The sequence below is a fragment of the Rugamonas rubra genome, from assembly GCF_900114705.1.
GTDB classification, from domain to species: Bacteria; Pseudomonadota; Gammaproteobacteria; order Burkholderiales; family Burkholderiaceae_D; genus Rugamonas; species Rugamonas rubra.
The window spans coordinates 32968-45086 of the sequence record NZ_FOTW01000016.1; the positions used below are offsets into that span (position 1 = coordinate 32968).

The 12119-nt window shown below is 71.6% G+C and carries 9 protein-coding genes; all 9 read right to left on the minus strand.

Annotated features, from left to right (window positions below; translation table 11 throughout):
* Positions 1-2: 2 nt before the first annotated feature.
* The 9 genes from BM252_RS17050 to BM252_RS17090 are packed head-to-tail and all read right to left on the minus strand — an operon-like array spanning position 3 to position 12116.
* Entirely contained in the window at positions 3-764 is a 762-nt protein-coding gene (locus BM252_RS17050; RefSeq protein WP_093388872.1) for an HAD family hydrolase, read from the minus strand.
* Positions 761-2821: a uridine kinase gene (locus tag BM252_RS17055; RefSeq protein ID WP_093388989.1), complete on the minus strand. Its 2061-nt coding sequence runs from the start codon at positions 2819-2821 to the stop codon at positions 761-763. Before BM252_RS17055 ends, BM252_RS17050 begins: the two co-directional genes overlap by 4 nt.
* Complete coding sequence (locus BM252_RS17060) at positions 2818-3432, minus strand: phosphatidylinositol-specific phospholipase C/glycerophosphodiester phosphodiesterase family protein (protein WP_093388873.1); 615 nt, start codon at positions 3430-3432, stop codon at positions 2818-2820. The genes BM252_RS17055 and BM252_RS17060 overlap by 4 nt, the downstream gene beginning before the upstream one ends.
* Positions 3429-4127 (minus strand): glycosyltransferase family 2 protein, encoded by a 699-nt coding sequence (locus BM252_RS17065; RefSeq protein ID WP_093388874.1) that lies wholly within the window; start codon positions 4125-4127, stop codon positions 3429-3431. The genes BM252_RS17060 and BM252_RS17065 overlap by 4 nt, the downstream gene beginning before the upstream one ends.
* Positions 4124-5926 (minus strand): NTP transferase domain-containing protein, encoded by a 1803-nt coding sequence (locus BM252_RS17070; protein WP_093388990.1) that lies wholly within the window; start codon positions 5924-5926, stop codon positions 4124-4126. The genes BM252_RS17065 and BM252_RS17070 overlap by 4 nt, the downstream gene beginning before the upstream one ends.
* 11 nt (positions 5927-5937) lie before the next feature.
* A complete protein-coding gene (locus tag BM252_RS17075; RefSeq protein WP_093388875.1) occupies positions 5938-8196 on the minus strand; it encodes a carbohydrate binding family 9 domain-containing protein in 2259 nt (752 codons plus the stop codon).
* A 13-nt stretch (positions 8197-8209) separates the two neighbouring features.
* The gene (locus BM252_RS17080) at positions 8210-9862 is read right to left on the minus strand and encodes a glycosyltransferase family 87 protein (protein ID WP_217429924.1); all 1653 of its coding nucleotides are present in this window, start codon (positions 9860-9862) and stop codon (positions 8210-8212) included.
* Entirely contained in the window at positions 9859-11244 is a 1386-nt protein-coding gene (locus BM252_RS17085; RefSeq protein WP_217429925.1) for an FAD-dependent oxidoreductase, read from the minus strand. The genes BM252_RS17080 and BM252_RS17085 overlap by 4 nt, the downstream gene beginning before the upstream one ends.
* A complete protein-coding gene (locus BM252_RS17090) occupies positions 11241-12116 on the minus strand; it encodes a DUF6875 domain-containing protein (protein WP_139236564.1) in 876 nt (291 codons plus the stop codon). The genes BM252_RS17085 and BM252_RS17090 overlap by 4 nt, the downstream gene beginning before the upstream one ends.
* Positions 12117-12119: the final 3 nt, after the last annotated feature.

Consider the following 12119-nt stretch of genomic DNA (forward strand, 5'->3'; position numbering starts at 1 on the left):
GTTCAATGGGCCACCTCTAGTTGGCCCAGGCGGCCGAGCAGGCGGCGCACCTGGCCGAACTCGTCGAACACGGCGTCGGCGGCGTTCTCGCCCTGGCCCGGCTGCACGCCCTGGTGCAGCTTTTGCAGCGTGACGGCGTCGATGCGGCGGCGCGCGCCGCCGATGTCGTTGACCGGATTGTCGCCGATCATCCAGATGCAGTTGCCGCTCGGCCGCACCTTCTCCAGCGCCAGCTCGAACTGGGCGCCGTGCGGCTTGTCGTAACCGGCCTCCTCGCTGGTGACGATGTAGTCGAAGTAGCGGTCCAGGCCGAAGTAGACCATCTTGCGGAACTGGATCTGCGCCGTCAGGTCGGTGACGATGGCGGTCGGGATGCCGAGCAGGCGGATGTCGTCGAGCAGTTCCTTGACGCCGTCGAACAGCACGGCCTTGCCGAGGAAGGTGCGCCAGTAGGTCTGCTCCAGGTCGAGCGCCAGCAGCACCTGCGAGCCGAGGCCGATGATCTCCAGCATGCGCTGCAGGTAGAGCAGGCGGCTGTGCGAGGCGGCGGTGTCCTTCAGCCGCGCCTTGACCTCGCGGCGGGCGGTGGCGAAGGCCCGGTCGAAGTCGGCCGGCTCGATCGAGAAGGTGGCGGCGACCTTGTCGCGCACCGCGCTCATCGCCAGCGCGTGGGCCGGGTCGTAGTGGTACAGGGTGTTGTCGGTGTCGAACAGGATGGCGTTCGGGACGCGGTCGAAGCGGCCGCCGTTGGAGATTTTGATCATGACGATGTCTGCCAAAGCAGGCGCCGGCTGAGCGCCTGGTTGATATGCGCCAATGCGATCAACTGCATCAGCCCGAGTGCGCCTTCGCGCCATTGCGGCCGCAGGTCGAGGAACTCCATGATGCGCGGGAACAGCGTGGCGGCCGCCATCGCGATGTCGTCGGCGCTGGCGTCGCCCTCGATGGTCAGGCTGATCTCGCTGGCCTCGCCATCCATGCTCAGGTCGACGTGTAGGCCGCACACGCCCACCAGCACGCGCCGCAGCGACAGCTCGTTGAGGCCCTGGCGCGAGCGCACCAGCAGACGGACGCGCGGCGCCGCGCTGCCCAGCGGCCCCTCCAGCAGGTTCGGTTGCACCGGATGCAGCGCCAGCACCAGGCCGGCGTGGCGCGCCTGCGGCCGGATGAAGCGCGTCGAGTCGGGCTCGCGCTGGGCCAGCGCGTCGCGCACCTTGTCCGCGCTGTGGCCGCGCACCAGCACGTCGCGCTGCAGCTTGTAGTAGCGCCGCAGGCCCTCGTCGATGTCGAGGTAGATGGCCAGGTCGTAGCATTCGCGCAGCACCGGCAGGTACAGCGCGTGCAGGCCGCTGGCGATGATGAAGTCGTTGCTGGCCAGCCGCTGCGGGCGGCCCATCCTGCCGCTGCCGTGGTCATAGTGGCGCGACAGGATGGCCTTGCCGTCGCTCAGGGCCAGCAGGTCGGTGGCGAAGGACTCGAGGTCGTTGGCCAGCGGGCTCAAATGCGTCATCACCTGCCACATCGGCTTCTGCCGGTCCCACAGGTGGTAGTCGTCGCCCGACAACTGGGCCACCGAATGGGCGCCGAACAGGCCGCGCAGGGAATCGGCCAGCGTGTCCTTGCCGGCGCCGGAGTCGCCGGCGATGCCGATCACGAAGGGCTTGCGGCTGAGGCGGAAGTAGTCGTTCGAGCGGACCGACTCGCGCCAGAGGCGCAGCGCCAGCACGATGCCCAGGCCGGTCAGCACGGTGTGGCGCAGTGGCAGCAGCGGCAGCGGCAGCGGCGCGCCCGGCGCCGGCGCGCCCGCCGCCAGTGTCGACAAGGCCGGCAGCGGCAGGTTCTCCAGCACGAACAGGAGCGAGAAGGCGGCCGTCAACGCGATGGCGGCGCGGCCGCTGCCGGCCTGGTAGGCGACCAGCGCCGGCACGATCCAGACGAACCAGCCGGGCGAGGCCGGCGTCAACAGCACCACCAGCAGGAAGCCCAGGCCGAGCAGGGTGCTGAACAGCTCGAAGTTCATGCGCCGAACGCGCCACGCCAGGTAGAGCATCAGCAGATAGGCCAGCGGCATCACGTACAGCACCGTGCCGGCGCCCACCTGCAGGGCGAACTGGTAGACCTTGCCCATCTCCGGGTTCTGCAATAGCATGCGCAGCGCGGCCGGCGAGGCCATGAAGGGCAGGCCGAGCAGGGCGCCGGCCAGCAGGCCGCCCTTGAGGTAGTCGGGCAGCCCGGCGCGCAAGCTGCGGTTGCGCAGCAGGTAGACCAGGAAGAAGGGCAGCGCCAACAGCATGCTCAGCTTGGCCGAGACCGCCGCCGCGCACAGCGCGCCGGCCTGGCACAGCCGGCGTTGGCGGGTGCGCCACAGGGCCGCCGTCAACAGCAGCGTCGGCACCAGGTCGTTCAGGCCCAGGCCGTAGGTGGCCAGCAGCACGATCGGCGACAGCCAGTACAGCGCCAACACCAGGGTGTCGCGCTCGGGCAGCATGCGGCGCAGCAGCAGCAGCAACACGAAGTCGGCCGCCATCAGGCTGAGCGCGTAGGCGTGCAGCGCGCCGACGCCGGCCAGCTTGGCCAGCACGGCCAGCGGCAACAGCGCCAGCCACATCGCCACGCCGTAGGGGAAGGCCTGCGGCGTGCCGCCCCGGGCCAGAAAGGCGCCCCAGGGGTCGAGCGAGAGGCCGTGCGCCAGCTCGGCCACGCTGGCGTCCATGAAGGGCGCGTACCACTCCGCCGCCGCCTTCGGCACCAGCACGGCCATCAGCAGCAGCCGCAGCGCCAGGCCGACGCCGAACAGCGGATGGGTGAGCAAACGCCTCATGGCCGCGCCGCCGCCGGGTTCGGCGCCCGCCACAGGTCGGGGCGCTTGGTGCAGACGGCGTCGGCGGCGATGCCCTGTTCGGCCAACAGGGCCGCCAGCGCGGCGATGCCGCCGGCGGCCTCGCGTCCCTGCAGCTCGGGCGAGACCAGGCACAGCTTGAAGCCGGCCTGGCGCAAACGGCGCGCGGCCGCGCCGTCCAGCGGGAAGCGGGTAAAGCAGTCGACCCAGACCCAGTCGATCCGGCCGGCCAGGGCCAGCGCGGTGTCGATGGACTCGTACTCGGACACGCGCACGGCGCAGCGCCGTTCGCCGGCGCGCGCCCACTTGACCAGGAAGGGGAAGGACTGGTCAAGGAAGAAGTAGTCGGCGATGCCGTGGCTGCGCATCATATCGATCAGCGGCCCTTCCAGGCCTTCCTCCTTGACGTTGAGGATCAGCGTGCCGTGGCGGTACTCGGCCAGCCAGGGGGCGAGCGGCTCGCCCGGCGCCAGCGCGTCGTGCTGCAGGATAAGTCGGTCGCCATGGCTGCGGATGTCGATTTCGACGCCGTGTTGTGGCGGCGTCTCGCGCAACTGGGCGAGGGTGTTGCGGCGGTGTGAGATCAGGTTCATGGTTTCAGTGCCGCTTTCAGTTGCAGGCTGTAGCTGACGGTGCGCCGGATGAATTTGCGCTTGGCGGCCCAGTCGCCGTTCCAGTGCGAGGCGCCGTGGCTGCGCCGGCCGAAGCGCACCGGGAAGCGGTGCACGGCTAGGCCGGCCCGGCGCGCCTGGTAGTAGGCGTACAGGTCGAGCGAGAAGTCGTCCGGCGCGGCGCGCCAGTTGTCGAAGAAGCGGCGCGGGAACAGCGTCGGCTGGGCGTTGATGTCCCACAGCGGCGCGCCCAGCAGCAGGGTTTCGAACAGGCTCATGCCGGTGGTGAACACGGTGTCGGCGAGCGGCCGGCCGTGGCGCCGGCCCTTGACGAAGATGGCGTCGCCGTGGCGCTCGAACAGGGCCAGGCCGCGCAGCGCGTCCTGCGGGTCGGTTTGCAGGTCGGCGTGGGTCCAGCCGAGGATGTCGCCGCTGGCGGCGGCCAGGCCGGCCAGTATGCCGTGGCCGTAGCCCTGGTTGCGCTCGACCCGCACGCTGCGGCAGCCGGGGCGGGCCGGCAGCAGCCGCGCCAGTACTTGCGCGCTGTGGTCGGTCGAGCCGTTGTCGACCAGGATCACCTCGACGCCGTCGAGGCGGCCCAGCGGCGCGCAGCGTTCCAGCAGCAGCGGCAGGTTGGCCGCCTCGTTGTAGCAGGGGATGACGAGGGAGAATCTCATGTCGGCTCCGTGAGCGGCGTTGGCGCCCGGCCCGGCGCCGGCCGGTGGCGGCCCGGCCCGGCCGGCACGGTGGCGCGGTAGCGTAGCGCCAGCTGCTCGACCTTGTCTGGCGGGACGCGGCCGTCGGCCTCCAGCGTGTAAGGGTGGCCGTGCCACTTGTGGAAGCAGGACTGCCAGTACTCGAAGGTGCGCAGGTCGTCCGGCGTGCCCCAGGACAGGTAGTGGTCGACCTCGAACAGGCGGCAGTCCAGGCCCAGGGCGATGGCGTCGTTGACGCAGGAGTCCAGATAGAACTCGCCGTTGACGCGGCCGTCGCGGGCGAGCAGCAGCTCCACCAGCCGGCGCAGGTCGTCGGCGCGGCGGAATGTGAAGGCGCCCAGCACGATCGGGTCGCTGGCCGGCGCGGCCAGCGGCGCCTTGACCGAGACGCGGCGGATGCGGCCCCGCTCGGCGTCGATCCAACCGAACATCTGCGGCCGGCGGATGGCGTTGGCGTTGCCGCGCACGCCCCAGACGATCAGGTCGACCGCCGAGTCGTCCAGCAGCGCCTGAAGCGCTGCCGCGTCGTACAGCATGCCGAAGTCGCAGGCGCCGACCGTCAGCGGGCCGGCTGCCGTGGCGGCGCCGGCCGGCCCGGCCGGGTTGGCGCGCCGCCGGGCGCCAGCGGCCGCCCCGCCGCCTTGCTCGGCGCACGCCGATGGGCGCGCCAGCGCCTCGGCGCCCAGCAGGGCGGTGCAGGCCTGGCCCTCGGTGACCGCCGCCACGGTGACGACCAACGCGCCCGGATGGGCGCGCTCCAGCTCGGCGGCTGTCTCGTCGTGGCCGGGCATGTCGGCGCGCAGCACGAAGCAGTGGCGCAGGGCCGCCGGCAGGTCGTGCACGGCCTGCTCGACCATCGGCCGGCCGGACACCTCGATCAGCGGCTTGGTCAGCGCATAGCCCTGGTCGGCGAAGCGCTGGCCCATGCCGGCCATCGGCAGCAGCAGCGCGCCGGCCGGCGCCGGCGCCGGCGCGGCGGCGGGCCGCGCCAGGCGGGCGAAGGCGGCCGACCAGCCCTGGTACTCGGCCAGGTCCTGCGGCGTCCCCCACTGCATGAAGTGCTGCAGCGGATACACGGCGATGCGCCGGCCAGCCTGCAGCAGCGGGCGGTAGGCCAGGCTGACGTAGTATTCGCCGCCGACCGTCAACTGCTGCTCGACGGCGCCACGCAGCGCCTCTTCCAACAGGCGGCCGCTGGCGAAGTAGTAGCTGCCGCTGGAGGCGTATTCCTCCATCCTGTTGTCGGTGTAGGGCTGCTTCTCCTGGATCGCCTCGACCCAGCCGCCGGTTTCGCGCAGGTAGGCGTAGTTGGTGCTGCCCAGGGTGTGCGGGTGGAAGCCCCGGTAGGCCGGAATCGCGCCGTCGCACCCGCTGCTGGCGACGAACCGGCGGAAGTGCCGCCAGTCCCAGTAGCAGCAGAAGTCGCAGTAGTTGACCAGCACCGGCCGCGCCGGGTCGATCAGTTGCGGCTCCTGGCGCAGCGCCTGCAGCACGGCGTGCACCGGCCCCAGGCCGTGCGGCGCGATGGCGACGATGCGGGCCGTGGGGCACAGGCCGCGCAGCGTGTCGGCCATGCGGTAGGCCGGCTCGGCCAGGTGCTCCTGGTTGCAGACGAAGACGAACTCGCAGTCGGCGTCGAACATGCCGACCACGTGGGCGATGATCGGTTTGCCGTCGACCTCGATCAGCGGCTTGGGCAGCCGGTGGCCGGCGCGGCGGAAGCGTTCGCCGAAGCCGGACATGGGGACGATGATTTGCATGGCGCGCATGGTCACAGTTGGAACAGGTAGTTGAGCTTGACGAAGAACTTGCGGCCGGTGTGCAGGTCGAGCGCGCGGGTGCGCTCGAGGATCTGCGGGTTGCCGCTCAGGCGCAGGTTCTCCTGGCGGTCGGTGTAGCCGAAGAACAGCGCGGTGCCGGGGCTGAGCAGATAGCTGAACAGCAGGTCGGCGGTCAGCTGCTTGCCGCCGGCGAGCGCGGTCAGGCCGCCGTTGGTGTCGAGCCGCGTGTAGTCGAGGATCAGGTGGGCGGTGAGGAAGCGGCTGTGCTGGTAGTTGAACTTGGTGCGCGACAGCAGCTCGCGGTAGACGTTGCTGCCGGCGCCTTGGCCGCCGACGCCGTCCTTGCTGCGCAGGTCGTTCCAGAACAAGGTCTGCTCGATGCGGAACTGCGGATGTGGCGTGAACTTCAGGTTGGCCGAGGCGCTGCGCGCGTCGCCCAGGAAGGGCGCCAGGCCGGCCGCCGGCACGTAGTTGATGACGTCGTTCTGGCCCACCTTGACCCAGCCCTGCAGCCAGTGGAACCACTCGGTGCTGGCGGCCAGCTGGAAGCCGCTCTTGCGGAAGTCCAGCCCGCCGTAGAGCTCGTAGGCGTCCAGCTTGTGCGCCTCGAAGGTGGTGCTGCGCAGGCCGTTGACGCTGTACCAGGCGTCGGTCGACCAGTCCTGCAGCACGCTGGCGTGGTCCTTGGTGCCGATCGCCTTGATGCTCGGGCCGTGGCTGGCCAGCCAGCCGCCGTCGCCGCGGTTCCACAAATAGCTGGCGCTCTGGGTGGTCTGGCGGATGTCGGCGCGCGGCACGAAGGCCAGGTCGCTGGCGAACTTGCGCGAGACGTCGAGGAACTGGCCGGTGTAGTTGAAGTCGCGGTCCGAGCGCAGCGCCTCGACAAAGGCCAGGTTGCCGGTGGCGTCGGGCACGCCGGTTTCGCTGCTACGGCTGGCGGCCAGCTGGCCGGTCAGCACCCAGTTGTCGTTGAGCTTCCAGCGCACGTCGGCGCCGGCCACCGTGTTGGCGTGGCCGGCGATGCGGCGGTCGGTCAGCATGGCGCCCATGTTGGAGTCGGCCGAGAAGTCGCGCTGGGCGCGCGCCACGGCGACGCGGGCGTCCTTGCCGTGGGCCGGGTCGCCGAACGGCGCCAGCTTGCCGGTCGCCTGGTCGTTCATCAGCAGGCCGCCCAGCGACCAGTCGCCGGTGCGGCCGGTGACGCGGGCGCCCAGCTGCGGGTCGATGATGCGGCGCGAGAAGAACAGCGGCTGCGGCGTGGCGAAGAAGCCCGAGTTCTCTAGGAAGAAGGGGCGCTTCTCGGGGAACAGCACCTCGTAGCGCTGGTCGATGATGACCTGCGGCTCGTCCGACTCGACCTCGCTGAAGTCGGGGTTGAAGGTGAGGTCGACGGCGAAGGCGTCGGCCAGCACGAACTTGGTGTCCAGGCCGGCCTGGTTGTTGTTGTCGTGGCGCCAGCCGGGGCGGCTCGGATCGGCCGCCTCCAGCGCCCGGCTGCGGCCCATGTAGAGGTAGGGGTTGAGCTGGATGTTGCGGCCGGCCGAGACCGGCGCGGCGATTTCGGCGCTGGCCATCTGCGGCACGAAGGCCTCCTGCCGCTGGGTGATGTAGGGCCAGTAGGAGAACTCGTTCAAGCGCGGCACGATGCGGCCCAGCGCGATGCCCCAGTCCTGCACGTCGGCGCTGCGGAAACGCAGGCTCTTGAACGGGATCGCCATCAACACCACGTAGCCGTCGGCGGTCAGCTGGCCGTCCGAGCGCCATTGCGTGTCGAAGTTGAAGTCGTCACCGACGCCCTCGGTGTGCTTGGCGTCCATCTGCACGCCGTAGGGGTTGGCGTAGAAGCGGAAGGAACGCTGCTTGTCGTGGAAGGTGTCGAGGTCGAGCTGCACGGCGTCGTCGCCGGGCAGGTCTTCGCGCCGGGCGATGCGGGCGCGCACCTGCTTGGGGTCGTCCTTGCAGACGAAGACGGCGTAGAAGTGCTGCTCGTCGTAGGACAGGTAGGCGCGCGTCTCGACCGAGGCGGGCTGGCCGTCGCCCGGCTTGTTCTGGCGGAAGCCGGTGACCAGCACGCCGGCGTCGGCCGGTACGCCGTTGACGTAGTCGGCCAGCGCCGGGGCGCGGCTGGCGCGCGGGATGCGCAGCTTGTCCTCGGCGGCGTGGCTCAGCGTGGCGGCCAGCGAGGCGGTCAGCAACAGCAGCGCGGACAGCAGGCTGCGGCGCAATGGGGCGGATTTCAGGGTGTGCATGGGATGCTCGCTTTCAAAGTGGGGAATCGGTCCGCGCTGGCGACATGGCGCCGGCGGGTGGAAAGGGGGAGGTATTGCTGTCGCCGTGCTGCGGCCGGCGCGTGGTGCGCGCCAGGTCGCTTGGACGGCGCAGGGCGAACCACAGGCACAGCGCCAGCGCGGCCAGTTGGCTGGCCGTGGACAGCGCCAGCAGGGCCGGCAGCTGGGCCGGCGCGGCCAGGCTGAACGGCATGACCGGCGCCAGCGCCAGCCACAGTAGGGCCAGCGCCGCGCTGATGGCGGCGCCGGCCGGCGCCGCGGCGGCCAGCAGGCACCACAGCCACAGGGCAGGGAACAGCGCGTAGTCGTCCGGCGTGAACGGGCTGCGCAGCGCGGCCAGGCCGAGCAGCGCGATCCAGAGCGCCGCCAGCCGCAGGCGCGCCGTCGGCGTGTCGGCCGCGTCGGCGGCGGCACCTGCGCCGGTATTCGCGCCGACTAGCGAGGCGGGCCTGGCGCCGGCGCCGGCATGGCGCGCCGCCAGCCAGGCGATGGTCAGCAGCGCCAGCGACCAGACCCAGGCCGCGTTGGCCATCATGTGGTGGTCCATGCCGGGCAGGCCGAGCAGGCGCAGCTTGAAGACCAGGCCCGGCACGGAATGGTTGATCGCCACCACGCCCTCCAGTCCCTCCAGCTCCAGCCAGGCCCACAGCTCGCCGCTGGCGATGCGTGGCAGCTCGTAGCCGATGAAGTCGCGGAAGGGCTGGGCGCCCAGCACGGCCCAGCCGGCGGCCAGGAACAGCAGCGAGAAGGCGACGCTGCAGGCCAGCGCGCGCCAGCGCCGCGTGAACAGCAGGTAGGCGCACAGGATGGCGGGGAAGATCTTCACCATCGCCAGCGCCAACAGCGCGCCGCCGGCCAGAGCGCGGCCGCGCTGGAACAGCAGCATGGCCAGCACCGACAGGGCGATGGCGGGCAGCTGGAAATTGCCGGTCTGGAGGGTGACCAGCGTCGGCAGCGCCAGCCAGACGGCCGGCAGCAGCAGCGCCGCGCGGCGGCCGGCGGCGCCGCCTATCCAAGCGCACAGGGCCAGCATGGCGCCGGCCAGCAGCGTGGCGTCGAGCGCGAACCACAGGGCGCGCAGCGGCAGGAAGCTGTCCGCCGGCGTGCCGAGCAGGGCGCTGGCGGCGCGCGGCAGCAGCAGGAACTGCGGCGGGTACAGGTACTCGTCGAGCTTGAACCTGTCCTGCTTGCCCTCGTAGGGCCGCTCCTGGTAGATGTTGAGGCCGGGCGTGTGGCTCAGCTCGGCCGCCTTCCAGTAGCCGGACAGGCAGCTGTGGTTGACGTAGAACGGGTCGAACCAGATGGCCGAGGCCTGCGGCCGCTGCGGGTCGGCCATGTACAGGCCGACGCCGGCGCTGCGGCCCAATGCCGCCAAGGCCAGCAGCAGCCAGAGCGCGCACAGCAGCGGGCGGGCGCGGCGCAGGCCGTCCCAGGCGGCCGGCAGGCGGCGCGCCAGCGCGCCGTGGCAGAGCGGTGCGGCCAGCAGCGGCAGCAGGGCCAGCGCCGCCCAGGGCGAGCCGGGACGGATGAAGGCGCTGCTGCCGACCGCCGCGAACAGGCCGCCGAAGGCGCACAGCAGCAAGGCGACGACACGCCTTTCGAGGGGGATGCTTGGATGGGTTGTCATACCGGGACTCCTAGGGCGGCGACTGCCAGTCCGACGCCGCCGACGGCCAGCGCGCAGGCCAGGACGGTGCGCAACAGGCGCTCCTGGCGGTGCGAGCGGGCCAGGGCCTCGCCGTAGGGCATGGTGGAATGGGCGATCATGGTGTACAGCGGCAGCCATCGGCGCGGCCACAGCCGGTTCAGCGCCAAGTCGAGCCGCTTGCGGGCGATGAACCAGGGCGACTGCACCTTCTGTCGCAGCTCGACAAAATTGGCCTTCGACAGCTCTGCCAGCACGTCGGTGTGCGGCCGGCGCGCCGACTCGTACTCGCTGAAGGCGGCGGCGCGGTCGGCGGGCCGGGCCGCCAGCGCCGCCATCAGCACGCAGCAGTCCTCGAAGGCCGAGTTCATGCCCTGGCCGTAGAAGGGGTAGACGGCGTGGCAGGCGTCGCCCAGCAGCACGGCCCAGTCGTCGAAGCGCCAGGGCGCGGTGCGGGTGGTGATCAGCGAGCCGGTCGGGTGGCTGGCCCATTGCTCCAGCAGGCCGGGCAGCATGGCTTGCAGGTCGGGGAAGTGGCGCCGGAACAGCGCCGCCACCTGCTCGGGCGTGCGCACGGTGGCGAAGCTCTCCTCGCCCTCGTGCGGCAGGAACAGCGTCAGCGTGTGCGAACCGTCCAGGTTGGGGTGCGAGACGAACAGGCAGTGGCTGCGCGGCCAGACGTGCAGCGCGGTCAGCTCGATGGCCGAGCCGCCGTCGGCCAGCGGCGCCAGCGTCAGCTCCTTGTAGCCCCACTCCAGATACTCCTGGTGGTAGTCGGCCCGCTCGCCGTGCTGCAGCTCGCGGCGCATGCAGGAGAAGGCGCCGTCGGCGCCGGCCACCCACAGCGGGCGCACCGTCAACCGGCCGCGCGGGCTGTCGAGTTCGAGCTCGCGGCGGGCCTTGTCGGCGCGCAGCAGGCGGTGCTCGAAGTGCAGGCGCACGCCGGGGAGCGCCTCGGCGCGGTCGAGCAGCAGGCGGTTGAGTTCGTTGCGGTCGATCGAGTGCAGCACCTCGCCGGCGTCGCGGCCGTAGGGCTGGTAGCGGGTCGAGCCGTCCGGCGCGTGGATGACGCGGCCGCGCATCACCACGGCGCGCGCCAGCACCTGCTCGAGCAGGCCGACCATGGCCAGCGCCTGCATGCCGCGCTTGGACAGGCCGAGGTTGATCGAGCGGCCGGCGGCGCCGTCCTGGCGGCGCGGGTCGGGCCGGCGCTCGTAGACGTCGACGCCGTGGCCGCGCCGCGCCAGCGCCAGCGCCAGCAGCGAGCCGGCCAGGCCGCCGCCGACGATGGCGATGCGCTGTTCGCCGTCCGTTTGGTCGAGGCGCGGGCCGCCATCCTGCGCTTGTGGCGGGCGCGCGCTCATGGACGTACTCCTTCGCAAACGGTGGCGGCAGGGGCGGCGGGCGGCAGCTCGCCGGCCAGGTCCGGCGGCAGCGGCAGCGCCGCCAGCGCGGCCAACGCGGCGCCTTCGCCGCGCAGCGCGTGGCCGGCGCGGCGCTCGATCTCGGCTTCGACCACGCCGTCGATGGCCTGCTCCAGCTTGGCCGGCGCCAGGCTGCCGGCCAGCCGGTACAGGTAGGCGCGCAGGAAGGCGGCGCGCGCCTCGGCCGGGTAGCCGTCGCGCAGCAGGAAGGGCAGGTCCGAATCGACCATGTGGCGGATCGCCAGGATGGGGATGGGGCTGCGCAGCGGGCGGAAGTCCGGATTGCGCAGGCCCGCGCTCTCGTTGAGGGCGTGGAACTCGCCCAGCATCAGGCCCATGTCGACGAAGTCGCGCTTGAGGCGGTACTGCACCTGGTCGACCACGGCGGCGCCCTCGGCGCCCAGGTTGGGGAACAGGACCATGAAGGCCTTGTTGATCGAGTCCGGGCCGTCGGTCGGCGGGGTGGCCAGGAACAGGTCGCGGTAGGTGGCGATGACCGCCGCGATGCTCTCCAGGCTGGGCTCGGGGTCGTTGATCTCGGCCAGCCAAATGCTGTCCTGCGCCAGGGCGATCGGCACGAAGGGGCAGACCGGCCCCTTGCGGCCCAGGTCCGGGTGGGTGCGCGCCAGGAAGGCGCGGGTCCAGGCCAGTACCTCGGCCAGCGGCGCGTCGGCCGGATAGTCGCGGTCGACCTCGGAGGCCCGCATCAGGCGCGGGCCGGGAGGCTTGGGTGGGGCCGCCGCGACGCCGTGCTCCGCCGGCGGGCAGCTGGCCCGTGGCGCTTGTGTATGAAGTTCTGTTTGAGTCATCATGTT

Bases quoted from the DNA above. Each gene is read 5' to 3' on its own strand.
- BM252_RS17070 (WP_093388990.1), bottom strand. From the start codon at position 5,926: ATGCAAATCATCGTCCCCATGTCCGGCTTCGGCGAACGCTTCCGCCGC.
- BM252_RS17085 (WP_217429925.1), bottom strand. From the start codon at position 11,244: ATGAGCGCGCGCCCGCCACAAGCGCAGGATGGCGGCCCGCGCCTCGAC.
- BM252_RS17060 (WP_093388873.1), bottom strand. From the start codon at position 3,432: ATGAACCTGATCTCACACCGCCGCAACACCCTCGCCCAGTTGCGCGAG.
- BM252_RS17080 (WP_217429924.1), bottom strand. From the start codon at position 9,862: ATGACAACCCATCCAAGCATCCCCCTCGAAAGGCGTGTCGTCGCCTTG.
- BM252_RS17050 (WP_093388872.1), bottom strand. From the start codon at position 764: ATGATCAAAATCTCCAACGGCGGCCGCTTCGACCGCGTCCCGAACGCC.
- BM252_RS17090 (WP_139236564.1), bottom strand. From the start codon at position 12,116: ATGATGACTCAAACAGAACTTCATACACAAGCGCCACGGGCCAGCTGC.
- BM252_RS17055 (WP_093388989.1), bottom strand. From the start codon at position 2,821: ATGAGGCGTTTGCTCACCCATCCGCTGTTCGGCGTCGGCCTGGCGCTG.
- BM252_RS17065 (WP_093388874.1), bottom strand. From the start codon at position 4,127: ATGAGATTCTCCCTCGTCATCCCCTGCTACAACGAGGCGGCCAACCTG.
- BM252_RS17075 (WP_093388875.1), bottom strand. From the start codon at position 8,196: ATGCACACCCTGAAATCCGCCCCATTGCGCCGCAGCCTGCTGTCCGCG.